The organism is Rubrivivax rivuli (assembly GCF_004016505.1).
Taxonomy (GTDB): Bacteria; Pseudomonadota; Gammaproteobacteria; order Burkholderiales; family Burkholderiaceae_C; genus Rubrivivax; species Rubrivivax rivuli.
Map to the genome: position 1 here is coordinate 366,253 of NZ_SACR01000004.1, position 15,566 is coordinate 381,818.

General features: G+C 71.4%; 7 protein-coding genes. 6 read left to right on the forward strand and 1 reads right to left on the reverse strand.

Translation table 11 applies throughout. The features are described 5' to 3' along the window. Positions 1 to 113: 113 nt before the first annotated feature. From EOE66_RS14025 to EOE66_RS14050, 6 genes are all read left to right on the forward strand, one after another. Positions 114 to 2,108: a methyl-accepting chemotaxis protein gene (locus EOE66_RS14025; RefSeq protein WP_245479039.1), complete on the forward strand. Its 1,995-nt coding sequence runs from the start codon at positions 114 to 116 to the stop codon at positions 2,106 to 2,108. A gap of 133 nt (positions 2,109 to 2,241) precedes the next feature. Next, complete coding sequence (locus EOE66_RS14030) at positions 2,242 to 5,127, forward strand: bifunctional diguanylate cyclase/phosphodiesterase (protein ID WP_128229357.1); 2,886 nt, start codon at positions 2,242 to 2,244, stop codon at positions 5,125 to 5,127. 169 nt (positions 5,128 to 5,296) lie between these two features. After that, a complete protein-coding gene (locus tag EOE66_RS14035; protein ID WP_245479040.1) occupies positions 5,297 to 6,529 on the forward strand; it encodes an efflux RND transporter periplasmic adaptor subunit in 1,233 nt (410 codons plus the stop codon). 11 nt (positions 6,530 to 6,540) lie between these two features. Then, positions 6,541 to 9,741, forward strand: coding sequence for an efflux RND transporter permease subunit (locus EOE66_RS14040; protein WP_128229358.1), 3,201 nt, complete (start codon positions 6,541 to 6,543; stop codon positions 9,739 to 9,741). Between the two features lie 104 nt (positions 9,742 to 9,845). Continuing rightward, on the forward strand, positions 9,846 to 12,146 hold the full coding sequence (locus EOE66_RS14045; protein ID WP_128229359.1) for an ATP-binding protein: 2,301 nt from the start codon (positions 9,846 to 9,848) through the stop codon (positions 12,144 to 12,146). After that, a complete protein-coding gene (locus EOE66_RS14050; RefSeq protein ID WP_128229360.1) occupies positions 12,143 to 13,048 on the forward strand; it encodes a PhnD/SsuA/transferrin family substrate-binding protein in 906 nt (301 codons plus the stop codon). The genes EOE66_RS14045 and EOE66_RS14050 overlap by 4 nt, the downstream gene beginning before the upstream one ends. Before the next feature lie 9 nt (positions 13,049 to 13,057). Here EOE66_RS14050 and EOE66_RS14055 read toward each other — a convergent pair whose 3' ends face one another. Further along, positions 13,058 to 15,523 (reverse strand): methyl-accepting chemotaxis protein, encoded by a 2,466-nt coding sequence (locus EOE66_RS14055; protein ID WP_164885106.1) that lies wholly within the window; start codon positions 15,521 to 15,523, stop codon positions 13,058 to 13,060. Between the last annotated feature and the right edge of the window lie 43 nt (positions 15,524 to 15,566).

The window sequence follows — 15,566 nt, forward strand, 5'->3', positions numbered from 1 at the left end:
AATTGATGCGGTGAAGGGCTGCTTTTCCCCTCAAGTCACGCCGAGTGTCTGCCGAAGATGACACATCGGGGGCCGCGGCGGTGGGCCTGCACTGGGTTTGGGAGGAACGTTCCATGAAAGAAGCCTTGGCCACATCATTCGCTCGTCGCCCTGCTGACACTGACGACGCCAGCGCCATCACGCGCTTCTTTCGTTACCACGGCATCTGGGCGCCTGGCGTGCGGCTGTTCCGCTCCATCGGTTTCCGCGCCAAGGCGATGACCATCACGGCGGTGTTCCTGCTGCCCATCGCCTGGCTGTCGTACAACTACTTCAAGGACAAGGCGGCGGCCATCGACTTCTCGGCCGACGAACGGGTGGGCGTGGCCTACGCCCGCGCGGCGCTGCCCCTGCTGACGGCCTTGCACCAGCAGCGCATGGTGGCGGTGCAAGAGGCGGCCAGCGGCCAGCCCGCGCCCGGGGCCGAGGCCGCGAAGGCCGCCGTGCAGGCGGCCTTGAAGCCTTTGGCCGAAGCCCAGGCCCGGCTGGGCGCCCATCTGCGCACGGGCGAAGCCCATGCAGAGGTGCTCAAGCTGCTGCAGAGCCTGCCAGCTGCCTCGGCGGGCGTGGAGCCTGTGCTCCGTGCGCACAGCCAGCTCATCAGCGCGCAACTCGCCCTGCTGACCACCTCCACCGACAATTCCAACCTCACGCTCGACCCCGACCTCGACACCTACTACCTGATGGACGGCAGCCTGGGCGCCTTGCCCGTGCTGCTGGAGGCCACCGCGCTGCACCGCGACATCGCGCTGGCCATGGTGTCGGGCCATTCGGCAGCCAGTGACCTGGTCAAGAAGCTCGGTGCGCAGGAAGTCATCGGCGACCTCACCGACGAGCGCTGGGCCGCCGGCCTGGACAAGGTCAAGACCCAGCATGCCGAGGTCGAAACAGAGATCGGTTCGCCGGCCGCCCGTGAAGCCTTGCACAGCTTCCACAAGGTGGCCGAGAGCAGCGAATCGGCCCCGCGCGTGCTGGCAGCCGCCGAGGCGGCCCTGACCGGGCTGCAGGCGGCGCAGACGAAGAGCCTGGACAAGCTGGACGCCCTGTTGCAGGCCCGCATCGACCGCCTGGAAGAGGCCCGCGCGATCACGGCCGTGGCGCTGTTCGCGAGCCTGATGCTGGTGTGGTACCTGTTCCTCTCGTTCCGCAAGGTGCTGGAGGGCGGCCTGAAGGAAGTGGCTTTCCACATCAACGCCATGCGTGACGGCGACCTGACCACCCGCCCACGGGCCTGGGGCAGCGATGAAGCCGCCGGCCTGATGCACACGCTGGCCGAGATGCAGGCCGCTCTGCGCAAGATCGTCACGGAAGTGCGTGGCGCCTCCAGCAACATCGTGGTGGCCAGCACGCAGATCGCCGGCGGCGCCATGGACCTGAGCACGCGCACCGAGCAGTCGGCCGCCAACCTGCAGGAAACGGCGGCGGCGATGGAAGAGGTGTCGGCCACGGTCTCGCGCGGCAGCGACACCGTCGACCAGGCCACCGCGCTGGCCGTGGCCAATGCCGCCGCAGCCGAACGCGGCGGCTCGGTGGTGGCGCAGGTGGTGGAGACCATGCAGGGCATCAACGTGGCCTCGGGCCGCATCAGCGACATCATCGGCACCATCGACGGCATCGCCTTCCAGACCAACATCCTGGCGCTGAATGCCGCGGTGGAAGCCGCGCGCGCCGGCGAGCAGGGCCGCGGTTTTGCCGTGGTGGCCAGCGAGGTGCGTGCGCTGGCACAGCGTTCGGGGGCTGCGGCACGCGAGATCAAGACCCTCATCACCGCCAGCGTCGAGCAGGTGGAAGGCGGCGTGCGCGTGGTGCGTGAGGCCGGGCACAGCATGAACGAGATGCAGGGCGGCGCCCGCCGCGTGCGTGAACTGCTCGAGGCCGTGGCCCAAGGTGCGCGCGAGCAGAGCCTGGGCGTGACGCAAAGCGCCGAGGCCGTGCAGGAGCTTGACAAGGTCACGCAGCAGAACGCCGCGCTCGTGGAGCAGACGGCGGCCGCCGCCGGCTCGCTGAAAGACCAGGCCGAGGCCCTGGCCGCCGGCGTGGCGCAGTTCAAGCTGCCCGAGCCGGCCTGAGCGGCCCTGGCCCCGACCTGGGGCCCGTGCTTGCAGCTCCAGCCCTTCATTGAGGGCGCCGCGGGCCGATAAGGAGGTGAGTGCCGGTTGCGTTTGCCGGCGCCCCAGCCGCCCGGCGGCGACCACCCACCCCATGCCCCCAGCCTCCAACCCGACATCCCCCGTCACCGCCCGCGCGGGCGACGGCGAGGGGCTGCGCGCCAACACCGGGCCGCGGCGCGTGCGTTGGGCCATGTACCTGGCCTTTGCCGTGCTGGCGCTGGCCGTGGGCCTGCAGGGCCTGGCCATGATGCGGCTGGAGTCGATGCGCAGTGCCGACGCCGAGATCCTCGACCGTGCCGGTCTGCAGCGCACCTTTCTTCAGAAGGTGGCGCGGACGGGCGCGATGCTGGCCCTGGCGGAGACCGACGGCGAGCGCAAGCCCCAGATGCAGGGCCTGCAGGACCTCCTGGCCCAGAGCGCGCAGGACGCGCTGGCGCTGGAGCACCAGCTGGCCCAGCAGATGGCGCGCTCGCCCGATGCGCAGCAACTGGCCGCGCAGCCCCTGGAGCGCTGGCAGGACGCCCGCGAGAAGCTCTGGTACCGCGCCCAGGCCTTGTTGCTCAGCGCCGAGATCGGTGGGGCCGACGGCCTGCGCCAGCGCGTGACCGCGCTGCACCAGGCCGCCGACCCCGCCATGGCGGCGGCCCAGGGGCTGAGCGACGCGCTGCGCCGTGCCGCCGAGCTGCGCGCCGAGCGCATGCTCGACGAGATGCGCTGGGGCATGGCCGGCATCCTGGTGCTGCTGGGCCTGCTCGGTCTGGCGGTGGTGGAGCCCACGGCGCGCGCCGTGCAGCGCCACGGCCAGCGCCTGCGCGAGCAGGCGGCCGAACTGCAGCGCCTGGCGCTGGTGGCCGAGCACACCAGCGCGCTGGTGCTCATCACCGATGGGCAGGACCGCATCGTCTGGGCCAACAGCGCCTTCACACGCAGCACCGGCTGGCCCCTGGCCGATGCGTTCGGCCGCCGGCCCGGTGAGCTGCTGGGCCACCCGCAGGCCGACGAGGCCGTGCTCACCCGCGTGCAGCAGGCGCTGCGCGAAGGCCAGGGCGTGCGCCAGGAGTGGCTGCACCGCGCACGCGACGGCCGCGACCTCTGGCTCGACGTCGACCTTCGCCCGCTGCTGGACGAGGCGGGCGCCATCACCGGCCACGTGCGGGTGTGCAGCGACACCTCGGCGCGGGTGCAGCAACAGGCCAAGCTGCGCACGCTGTGGGCTGCCTTGCCCGTGGGCGTGACGGTGATGGGCCCCGACGGCCAGGTCATCGAAGCCAACCTGGAGGCCGAGCGCATGCTGGGCCTGAGCCGGCAGCAGCTGCAGGGCTTCACCGCCCGCCAGGCGCAGCGCCACCTGCTGCGCGCCGATGGCACGCCCTACCGGATCGACGACCTGCCGGCCATGCGCACCCTGAGCACGCGCCAGCCCGTGCACAACGAGACCATGGGCGTGCGCCGCCGCGACGGCAGCGTGGGCTGGCTGCTCGTCAACACGCTGCCGCAGACCGACGCCAGCGGCCAGGTGATGGGCCTGGTGGCCTGCTTCAGCGACATCACCGAGAGCCGCGCGCTGCAGGAACGCCTGCGCGCCAACGCCCGCACCGACGCCCTCACGCGCCTGCCCAACCGCGACGTGGTGATGGAGCGCCTGCAGCGGGCCATCGGGCATGCGCGCCGGCACCCGGGCTATGGTTTTGCCGTGCTTTTCATGGACTTCGACCGCTTCAAGCAGGTCAACGACACCCTGGGCCACGGCGCCGGCGACGAACTGCTGCGCCAGATCGCCCAGCGGCTGCTGCGCGCGCTGCGCCCGGGCGACGCGGTGGCCCGCCTGGCCAACGGCGACGAGCCCGGCGCGCCCATGGCCGCGCGGCTGGGTGGCGACGAGTTCGTCGTCGTGCTCGACGGCATCAGCGACCCCGAGCGCGTGGCCGGCATCGCGCACCGCCTGCTGGCCGAACTGAGCGAGCCCTACACGCTGGAGAACATGCCGGTGCAGAGCAGCGTGAGCATCGGCGTGGTGCTTTGCAAGGAGGCGGCGGCCACGGCCGACGAAGACTTCGATGCCAGCGTGGTGGCAGAAGAGGTGCTGCGCAACGCCGACACCGCCATGTACGAAGCCAAGCGCGCCGGGCGTGCGCGCTGGGTGCTCTTCGACGATTCGATGCACGAGCGCGTGGTGCGCGCGCTCGAGGTGGAAGGCGACCTGCGCCGCGCGCTGAAGGAGGACGAGCTCTTCGTCGTCTACCAGCCGGTGGTGGATCTGGCCGACCGCTGCCTCGTGGGCGTGGAGGCGCTGGTGCGCTGGCGCCACCCGCAGCGGGGCCTGGTGCCGCCGGGCGAGTTCATCGCCATCGCCGAGGAATCGGGGCTCATCGATGCGCTGGGCGCCTTCGTGCTGGAGACCGCCTGCCGGCAGTTCGTGCAGTGGCAGCAGCGCCTGGGCGCAGCCGGCCCCAAGCAACTGGCGGTGAACATGTCGCGCGCACAGCTGCAGCGCAACGGGCTGGTGGAAGACGTGCGCGCCGTGCTGCAGGCCAACGGCATGACGCCTGCCCACCTGCAGCTGGAGGTGACCGAGAGCCTGGCCGCGCAGGACGAACGCGTGCAGACCACGCTGCGCGAGCTCAAGGCCCTGGGCGTTCGCCTGGCGCTGGACGACTTCGGCACCGGTTACAGCAGCCTGGCCTGCCTGCACCAGATGCCGGTGGACACCGTGAAGGTGGACCGCAGCTTCGTCAAGCATGCCGAGACGGTGGAGTACCACCGCGTGCTCATCGAGGCCACCATCCGCGTGGCGCGCACGATGGGCATGACCACCGTGGCCGAGGGCATCGAGACCGAGGGCCAGGCCGAGCTGATGCGCACGCTCACCTGCGACCGTGGCCAGGGTTACCTCTTTGCGCGGCCCCTGGAGGCCGCGGAACTGGAGCGCTGGGCAGCGGCCCAGGCCCAGCATCGCCCGGCCGCCCTCGCGGCCTGAGCACGCGGCCTGCCGCCTGACTCCGCCCGCCCGGTCGGGGGCGTGTGCATTTCATCGTCGGCTTTCTGCGCTTCGTCGCAGCCGGCAAGCTTCTGACCACCCCGCTTCCTAGACTGCGCAGCGCTGACGGGCCCTGGAGCCCGCCTGCTACCGCCGAGGAGGACGGACGATGAACAAGAAGTGGATGTGGGGCGCCAGCCTGGGGGCCGTGGTGCTGGCCGGTGCCAGTGGCGCCTGGGTGGCCGGGGTGTTCAAGCCGGGCGCGAAGCCGCCAGCGGCCGCCGCCCAGGCGGCCGGCAAGGAGGGCAAGGACGGCAAGCACGGGAAGGACGGCAAGAAGCCCGAGACCCCGCTGGAATTCGCCGCGCGTGAAGTGGTGCAGCCCGTGGTGGCGCGCCTGCCCGTGGTGGTGGAGTTCTCCGGTCCGCTGGTGGCACCGCAGACGGCCACGGTGCGGGCCCGCGCCAGCGGCACGCTGCTGGCGCTGAACGTGGCCGAAGGCAGCCGCGTGGTGGCCGGGCAGGTGATCGGCCGCATCGAACTGGCCGATCTGGCCAGCCGCGTGGCCGAACGCAGCGCGATGCTGGAATCGGCCCGCGCCGCGCTGGCGCAGGCCGAACGCACCCATGCCAGCAACGAGAGCCTGGCGGCACAGAAATTCATCTCGCCCAACGCGCTGGAGAGCTCGGCCGCGGCGCTGGCCACCGCGCGAGCGCAGCTCAACGCCGCGCAGGCCTCGCTGGACACCACGCGCGTGGGGTTGCGTGATGCCACGCTGGTGGCGCCCATCGCCGGCATCGTGGCCAAGCGCCACGCCGTGCCGGGCGAGAAGCTCAGCGTCGAGCAGCAGGTGCTGAGCATCGTCGACCTGGCCAGGCTGGAACTGGCCGGCAGCGTGGGCACGCACGAGGTCTCGCGCATCGCCCCGGGGCTGGCGGTGCAGGTGCAGGTGGAAGGCATGGACAAGCCCGTGGCCGGCCGCGTGGCGCGCATCGCCCCGGCGGCCGAGGCCGGCACGCGCAGCATCGGCGTCACCATCGAGCTGGCCAACCCCCAGGAGCGCCTGCGCGCCGGGCAGTACGCCCTGGCGCGCGCCACGCTGAACGACGAGGCCGAGCGCCTGACGCTGCCCGACAGCGCCGTGGGCAGCACCTCGGGGCAAGACCACGTGTGGGTGATCGAGAACGGCACGCTGGCACGCCGCGCCGTCACCCTGGGCCGGCGCGACCCGCGCGCCGGGCGCGTGGAGGTGCTGCAGGGCGTGACGCCGGCCAGCCAGGTGCTGGCGGCGCGCTTCGACAACCTGCGTGAAGGCGCCAAGGCCTCGGTGGCTGCCGCCAAGGGCAGCGGCACCGCCGCGGCGGTGGCTTCGGCGGCAGCTTCGGCCCCGCTGGTGAAGTAAGGGGCGCGGCCATGTGGATCACCCGCGTTTCCATCCAGAACCCGGTCTTCGCCGCCATGGTGATGGTGGCGCTGTGCGTGCTGGGCCTGTTCAGCTACAACAAGCTGGGCGTCGAGCAGATGCCCGACATCACCTTCCCCGGCGCCTGGATGGAGGTGCGCTACCCCGGCGCCTCGCCCGAGGCCGTGGAGCGTGAGCTCGTCAAGCCGCTGGAAGAAGCCGTCAACAGCATCGCCGGCGTCAAGCGCATCACCTCGGGTGCGCGCGAGGGCACGGGCTGGGTCAACGTCGAGTTCAAGCTCGACGCCGACATGGGCCGCGCGATGGAAGACCTGCGCGACCGCGTGGCCGGCGTGCAGGGCAGCTTTCCGAAGGACGTGAAGGCGCCGACCATCGCGCGCTGGAACAACGACAACAGCGAGCCGGTGGTCACCATGGCCATCGTCAGCAAGACGCGCAGCGCGCGCGAGCTCTCCATCCTGGGCGAGCAGACCGTGGCCAAGCGCCTGCAGCGCGTGGAAGGCGTGGCGCGCGTGGAGGTCAACGGCCTGACCGAACGCGAGGTGCGCATCGACCTCGACCCGGTGCGCCTGCGCGCCTATGGCGTGACGCCGGCAGAGATTGCCACCGCGCTGCGCGAAGCCAACGCCGACCAGCCCGTGGGCCTGATCAGCGACCGCACGCAAGACGCGCTGCTGCGCGTGGAAGGCCGCGTGCGCGACCCGCGCCAGTTCGAGAACGTGGTGGTGGCCCGGCGCGGCAACCTGAGCCTGACGCTGTCTGACCTGGGCACGCTGGTGGAGCGCGAGCGCGAGCCCGATTCGGTGGCCCGCATCAACGGCCAGCGCGCCATCAGCTTCAACATCTTCAAGCAGCAGGACGCCAACATCGTGGCCGCCGGCGAGGCCGTGAAGAAGGCGCTGGAAGAGCTGAAGCCGCAGCTGCCGCCCGATGTGGAAGTGCGCGTCATCAACGCCAGCAGCGACTGGGTCAAGGGCAGCCTGAGCGGCCTGCGCAACACGCTGATCGAAGGCGCGCTGCTCACCGTGGCCATCGTCTTCCTGTTCCTGCACAGCTGGCGCAGCACCATCATCACGGGGCTGACGCTGCCCATCGCGGTGATCAGCAGCTTCATCGCCGTCTATGCCTTCGGCTTCACGCTGAACTTCATGACGATGATGGCGCTGTCGCTCTGCATCGGCCTCTTGATCGACGACGCCATCGTCGTGCGCGAGAACATCGTGCGCCACGTGGGCATGGGCAAGGACCACTTCCGCGCCGCACGGGAAGGCACCGAGGAGATCGGCCTGGCCGTGATGGCCACCACCTTCGCCATCGTGGCGGTGTTCGCGCCCGTGGCCTTCATGGGCGGCATCATCGGCAAGTTCTTCTACCCCTTCGGCATCACCGTGGTGGTGGCGGTGTTGGTGAGCCTGTTCGTGAGCTTCACGCTCGACCCCATGCTCAGCAGCGTGTGGCACGACCCCCCGGGCACGCGCCTGAAGCGCTGGCCCGTCATCGGCCACGCGCTGCGCGCCACCGATACCGGCATGGACCTGCTGCACCGCGCCTACGAGCGCAGCATCCGCTGGATCTTCAGCAGCCGCCGTTGGCGCATCTGGCTGCCGGTCTACGGGCGGCCCTTCGGCGCCGACGGCCAGCGCCAGCGCACCCTGGCGCGGCGCTTCCGCAGCGCCACGATCACGCCGCGCGGCGTGGTGGTGGCCGGCGGCATCGCCAGCTTCGTGCTCGCACTGGCGCTGGCGCCCCTGGTGGGCAGCGAGTTCGCGCCCGAGACCGACCAGGGTTTCACGCGCCTGGCGCTGCGCATGCCCGTGGGCAGCAGCCTGGAGCGCAGCGACGCCAAGGCGCGCCAGATCGAAGAGATCGTGATGGCCATGCCCGAGGTGCGGGACGTCTCTACCTGGGTGGGCGGCCCCGGCCAGCGCAACCAGGCCTGGCTCAGCATCGCGCTGAAGGACAGGAAGGACCGCAAGCGCAGCCAGAAAGAGGTGGAAGAGGCCATCCGCAAGGCCATCGCCGGCATCCCCGGCACCGATGCCAGCGTGGGCTTCAACCGACCCATCTACGTGGCCATCCTGGGCAGCGATGCCGAGGGGCTGGCCAAGGTGGCGAAAGACTTCGCCGAGAAGGTCAAGGCCATCCCCGGCATCGCCGACGTGGAAAGCTCGGTGCAGCAGGGCCTGCCCGCCTACGCCGTGAAGCTGCGCCCGGGCGCCGTGCGTGAGCTCGGCCTCACCGCGCCGCAGCTGGCCAGCAGCCTGCGCGCCTACGTCAACGGCGAGACCGCCACCTACTGGACCACGCCCGACGGCGACCAGGTCGACGTGGTGCTGCGCCTGAACGAAAGCCAGCGTGAACGCATCGAGCAGCTGCGCAGCCTGCCCGTGGCCTTCGCGAAGGACGGCACGCCCATCGCGCTGGACAGCGTGGCCACCATCGAGACGGTGTTCAACCCCGAGGTCATCCGCCGCCAGAACCTGCAGCGCCGCGAGGCCGTGTTCGCCGGCGTGCAAGGGCGCAGTGCCGGTGAGGTGGGCGCCGATGTGCAGAAGCTGGTGCGCGAGACCACGCTGCCGCCGGGCTACAGCTTCGATATCGGCGGCGGCATGCAGCAGCAGCAGGAGGCCTTCGGTGGCCTGCTCAGCGCCATGGCGCTGGCGGTGATCTTCATCTACATCGTGCTGGCCAGCCAGTTCGGCAGCTTCCTGCAGCCGCTGGCCATCATGGCCAGCCTGCCGCTGGCACTGATCGGCGTGATGCTGGCGCTGCTGTTCTGGAACAGCACGCTCAACGTCTTCAGCATGATCGGCCTGGTGATGCTGATGGGCCTGGTGACGAAGAACGCCATCCTGCTGGTGGACTACGCCAACCACGAGCGCGCCCGCGGCGCCAGCGTGCCCGACGCGCTGCTGGCCGCCGGCATGACCCGCATGCGCCCCATCATCATGACGACGGCGGCCATGGTCTTCGGCATGCTGCCGCTGGCCCTGGCGCTGAACGACGGCGGCGAGATCCAGGCGCCGATGGGCCGCGCCATCATCGGCGGCGTGATCACCAGCACCGTGCTGACGCTGGTGGTGGTGCCGGTGCTCTACAGCTACCTGGCGCGCCGGCGCAAGCCGGCGGCCCAGCCGCTGCCGGCGGCCGGTGGAGCGATGCCGCTGGAAATGCCCGCCGACCGCGACTGAAGCGCCCACAGGCGACTCGCGGGCCCGCGGCGCCGCGGACTGCCGGCGCAGAGAAGGGTTTCGGTGGACCCCAGGGCAGCGTCGCCCGCCTAACATCGGGCGTGATGACCTCGTTGCGCACGCGATTTGTCGTTACCACGCTGCTGGTCTTCGTGGCCGTGCTGGCGGCCGGCTTGCTGGCCGCACGCGTGGTGATGCATGACGCGCTCCGTGACGAGGTGGCGCGTGGCACCGAGAGGCGTACCGCCCTGTTGACGGCGGCGCTGACGCCCATGCTGCTGCAGCGCGACCTGGCCGCCGCCGAAGACCTGCTCCAGGGGCTCGTGCGGGAAGGCTCGCTTCGTTATGTCGAGGTGCGCGACGTCGACGGTGGCCTTTTCGCGCAGGCCGGACGCGCGCCGTCCGTGCCGCCACCGCCCACGCCGGCCAGCGAAGCGCTGCGTCAGAACCTGCAGGCGGTGGACGGCGTCTTCCACTTCGAGGGCCAGCTGGCCATGGAGGGCCGAACACGCGGCACCTTCCGTTTCGGGGTGTCTGACCAGGCCCTGCGGCAGGCCGAGCAGCTTGTCACCGTCAACCTGCTGATCATCGGCGCGACCGGCGCGGTGGCAGCGGCGCTGCTGCAACTGCTGCTGGGCACGCTGCTGACGCGCCGGCTGGCGGCCCTGTCGGCCGCGGCCGACCGCCTGGCCGTCAGCGACGGCGAGGTCTCCTTCGACGTCAGCGGCGACGACGAAGTGGCGCGGCTGGCCCAGTCCTTCGACCGCATGTCGCAGGCCCTGCGCCAGCGCGTGGCCGCACTGCACGACGCCGAACTGCGCCAGCGCACCCTGGTGGGCGCGCTGGCCGAAGGCGTGGTGTTCCAGGACGACGGCGACCGTGTGCTGGAGTGCAACGACGCGGCCTGCCGCCTGCTGGGCCTGAGCCGGGAGCAACTGTTGGGCGTCGATTCGATGGACCCGCGCTGGCGCGCCACCGATCCCGAGGGCCGGCCCTTCGATTTCACCGAACACCCCTCGGTGGTCGCGTTGCGCACCGGGCAGCCGGTGTTCGACGTGCAGATGGGCGTGCACCGCCCCGACGGCAGCCGCGTGTGGCTGTCGATCAACTCGCAGCCGCTGCTGGCCAGCGGTGCCGGACGGGCCTATGCCACCGTCACTTCGTTCTCCGACATCACCGCGCGTGTCGAGGCCGAGCGCATCCTGCAGCTGAACAACGAGGACCTGGAACGACGCGTGGCCGAGCGCACCGCCGAACTGGCCACCGCGCGCGACCTGGCCGAGTCGGCGAACCGCGCCAAGACCGAGTTCCTTTCGCGCATGAGCCACGAGTTGCGCACGCCGCTGAACGCCATTCTGGGCTTCGCGCAGGTGCTCCGGCTGCGCGAGCGCGCTGCGCCGCAGGGCGTGGACGAGCAACTGGGCCACATCGAAAGCGCCGGCTGGCACCTGCTGGACCTGATCAACGACGTGCTGGATCTCTCGCGCATCGAGGCGGGCACGCTGGTGGTGTCGATGGATGCGGTGGCGGTGGCACCGGTGCTCGGCGAATGCCTGCGCATGGTGGATGCCGAGGCGCGCCGGCTGCAGCTGTCGCTGCACGTCGATCCGCTGCCGCCGGCGCTGGCCGTGCGCGGCGACGCCACACGCCTGCGCCAGGTGCTGGTGAACCTGCTGTCGAACGCCTGCAAATACAACCGGCCCGGTGGCCGCGTGCACGTGCGCGTGGCGGCTGACGAGGTTTCTGTGCAGCTGTCGGTGGTCGACAGTGGCGTCGGGCTCAACGAGCAGCAGCGCGCTTCGCTGTTCCAGCCCTTCAACCGCCTGGGTGCCGAGAGCAGCGCGGTCGAGGGCACCGGCATCGGCCTGGTCATCACGCAGCGTCTGATGGCCCTGATGGGGGGCACGCTCGACGTCGACTCCGAGCCCGGTGTCGGCACCACCTTCACGGTGCGCCTGGCGCGTGCCAGCCTCAGCCAGCCGCCGGCGCCCAACGCCGCACCCGCAGCTGGCGGCGACGTGGCGGCACGCTGGACGCTGCTGTACGTGGAGGACAACCGCGCCAACCAGGAGCTGCTGGCCGAGGTGCTGCGCCTGCGCCCCAGCGTGCGCCTGCTGTGCGCCGCCGACGGTGAAGAGGGCCTGGCCAGCGCTGCCGCGCAGCGGCCCGACCTGGTGGTGGTGGACATCGCGTTGCCAGGCATCGACGGCTACGCCTTGTGCCGCCGCCTTCGCGCGCTGCCGGCGCTGCGCCAGCAACCCATCGTCGCACTCACCGCCAACGCCCTGCCGCGCGACCGCGCGCGCGGTGTTGAAGCCGGCTTCGACCGATACTTCACCAAGCCGCTGGATGTGCCCCAGTTCCTGGCCTGGCTGGACACGGTCTTGCTGACACTGCCCCGATGAACCCAACGCGCCACCCCGGGCTCTGCACCCGACGCCTGTGCCTGCAGAGATGGTCGCTGGCATCTGCCGCGGCGGGCCTGGCCTTGTCCACGCCCTGGGCCGTTGCGCAGGGGGCGAAGCGGCTGAAGGTGGGGCTGACGCCCTTTCTGTCGCCGCGCCAGCTGATGGGCACCTTCGAGCCGCTGCGCCTGCACCTGGCCGCGCGGCTGCAGCGCGAGGTCGAGTTCTACACAGCGCCCAGCTTCGAGCGCATGCTGGACAACGCCCGCGCCCCCGACCAACCCTTCACGCTGATGCCGGTGCACCTGGCCTTGATGGCCATCGAGGACTGGGGCTTCACGCTGGTCGCCCGGTCGACGGCGGAGTCCACGCTGGCGCTGTGGCAGCCGCCCGAGATGGCAGCACCGTGGCCGGCCGACGCAGCCCCGGCCGCAGTGCTGCAGGCGCTGCGCGGGCGCCGCATCGGCCTGAGTGGCGCATTGACACTGGCGGCGCTGGCCGTGGAGCGGTGGCGCGAAGAGCGCGGGCTCGTGTCGGCCGTCGAGCTGCGCCCGCATGCCAACCTGTCGGGCGCCGTGCTGGCCGTGCGCCGTGGCGATGTCGACTTCGTTGGCGCCCCCGACACCGCACTGCGCGACTCGCTGCCCCCCGGCAGCCCCGACTTCCGCCGCTTTCTGACGCTGGGGCGCCTGGAGGCGCCGGCCTTCGTGGCCAGCCCGGCGGCGGCACCCGCCGACGTGGCAGCCCTGCGTGCCGCTTTGCTGGCGTTCGGCGGGGCCGGCACCTCGTTCGCCTCGGCGCAGTACGCGGCCGGCACGGCCGCCGACCTGTCGCCATGGCGCAGCTACGCGACGCGCGCGCGCCAGCTTCTGGCGACAGCCGCCGAGACGCGCCCGCGCTGACGACTGCCGCTATGGCCGGGCCACGGCCGGGCGCACGCCGGCACGGTAGGCGCTGGCGGCCGCGGCTGGCGCGGGGCCGGCCCCACGGCCGCCCACCTGCGCTTGCGGCGCGGCGGCCTGGCCGGTCGCAGCCGCTCGCTGGCCGGTGTCCTGCGTCTGGCGGTAGATGCCACAGCCCAGCAGCAGGTCGCCCTTCAAGGGCACCACCCAGGAGATCTTGGGCAGCACCGCGCCGGTGTTGGGCTGCACGATGGTGTAGTCGATCCAGCCGCCGCCGGCCTCGGCCGCAGCCCAGGCGTCGCGCACGAAGCGGTCGCCCTCGATGCCCGGCACCTCGTGCACGCGGTGGCCTTCCATGGCCGCCTTCGCGCCGTGCAGGCGGTAGCGGCCTTCGCGGTCGATGACGAAGACATAGAGATCGCGGTCGACGAAGCCCGCCTCGGCGCTGTGCAGTTCGGCGCTGGCGCCTTCCAGCCCGCGCTGGCCGATGAGCGCCTGCGCCCGCTGCACCAGGCCCATGGCCTCGTCGGCGCTGCCCTGGCGCAGGCGCATCGTGGCCACGGCCGTGGAGAGGGCTTCCGCACGCGTCACCAGCGCCTGCGAGGCGCTGCGCGAGTCGTCCACCATCGCGGCGTTCTGCCGCGTGATCTCGTCGAGGTTGCCGACCGCAGCGCTCATCTCCTCCAGCCCCTGGCTCTGCTGCTGGCTGGTGCTGGCGATCTCGCGCAGGCGTTGCGAGACCTGGCGCACGCCGTCCACCAGCTCGCCCAGCACGGCACTGGTGCGCTGCACGCTGTCGACCGTGCTGTCGACCTGCTCGCGCGACTGGCCGATGAGCTGGCGGATCTCGGCCGCCGCCGCGCTGCTGCGTTGCGCCAGCTGGCGCACTTCGCTGGCCACCACGGCGAAGCCCCTGCCGGCCTCGCCGGCACGTGCGGCTTCCACGGCGGCGTTCAGCGCCAGGATGTTGGTCTGGAAGGCGATGCCGTCGATGACGCCGATGATCTCGCCCACGCGGCGCGAGCCGTTCTCCAGCAGGCCCAGCGAGCCCACGGTCTCGGCCATCTCCTGGTTGCCGCTCTCGGCCTTGCGGTGCAGGGCTGCCGTGAGACCGTCCAGTTCGGCCACCGAGCTGGCGTTGGCGGCCACCTTGCCGCTGGTGTCCTGCACGGTGGCCACGAATTCGGCCAGGCTCGAAGCCTGCTGCTCGGTGCGCAGGGCCAGTGCGCTGCCGCCTTCGGCCAGCGTGCGGCCGGTTTCAGAAACGCGCACCGCGCTGCTGCGGATCTCCGCCACCAGGCTGGACAACTGCGCGGCCATGCCTTCCACCACATGGCCGATCTCTGCCACCTCGTCGCGCCCGTGGATCTCGAAACGGTGCGAGAGGTCGCCCTCGGCCACGGCGGCCATGCCCTTGCCCAGGTGGCGCAGCGCACCCGTGATGGCAATGTAGAAGGCCGCCGAGAGGTAGATGACCAGCAGCACGCCCACGGTCGATGCGCCGATCGTCAGCCAGGTCTCGGCGCTCTGCCGGCCGGCTCGCTCGTCCAGTGCGGCGAGCAGCTGATCGCCGGCCCCGTGCCCGAAGACATTGACGGCCTGGATGGCGGCCGTGCCTGCCGAGAAGAAGGCCGCGGCATCACCGCTCAGCGCCTCGGCCGTGAAGACCTGTTCGGCTTGCTCCGTGAACTGGCGGCTGAGCTTGAGCGCCTCTTCGTAGCCTGTGGGAACGGCGCCACCGGCACGCTGCAGCGCCTGCACGCGGTGCTCGCTGTCCAGCAGGCGCTGGCGCACCTGCTCGACGCGGCCGAGCATCTGCGCACGCTCGGTGGCCGAAGCGTCACCGCGGCTCAGCAGGCCAGCCCCCTGGCCGCGCATCAGACCCAGGGTCTCGGTCCAGGGCAGCGTGCGTTCGACCAGCAGGTCCATCAGGAAGAAGGTGTGCGCCTCGGGGTCGAGCAGCAGGCCCGATCTTTCGGCGGCCAGAAGCACCGTGGTGCGCAGCGCTTCCACCTGCTCGGTGTGCTGAGCAAAGGCGCGCTGGCGCTGCGCGTCGTGCTGGCCTTGGCCCAGCGCAGCCACGGCGCCGCGGATGCGAGGCCAATGGTCTTTCAAGTCGAAGCGCTGCGCGGCGGCCAGGGCCTGGTCCACCTCGGTCAGCGCCAGCGTGAGCTTGCTGCGCACGGCGTCACGGGGTGCCGCCGCTGCAGCGTCGCCGCTGAGGGCGCGGTTGGTCAGCCCGCGGTGTTGCTGTGTGAGGTCGGCCACGTCCAGCATGGCCTTCACGACGCGGGTGCCCTCGGCCTCTGCAGCGGTGATGCCAGCCTGGGTGCGCAGCACCTGCACATGCAGCACCAGCAGCAGCAGCAGCGGGATGAACAGGGTCAGGCCCAGCAATCCCAGCTTCAAGGGCAGGCGCAGGCGTCGCATCAGCCACAGGCCTGGCGCCAGGGGGGAACGCAGAAGTCGGAACATGCAGGTCTCCAGGGGGGGTCTCAAGCCCCATGTCCTGGACATT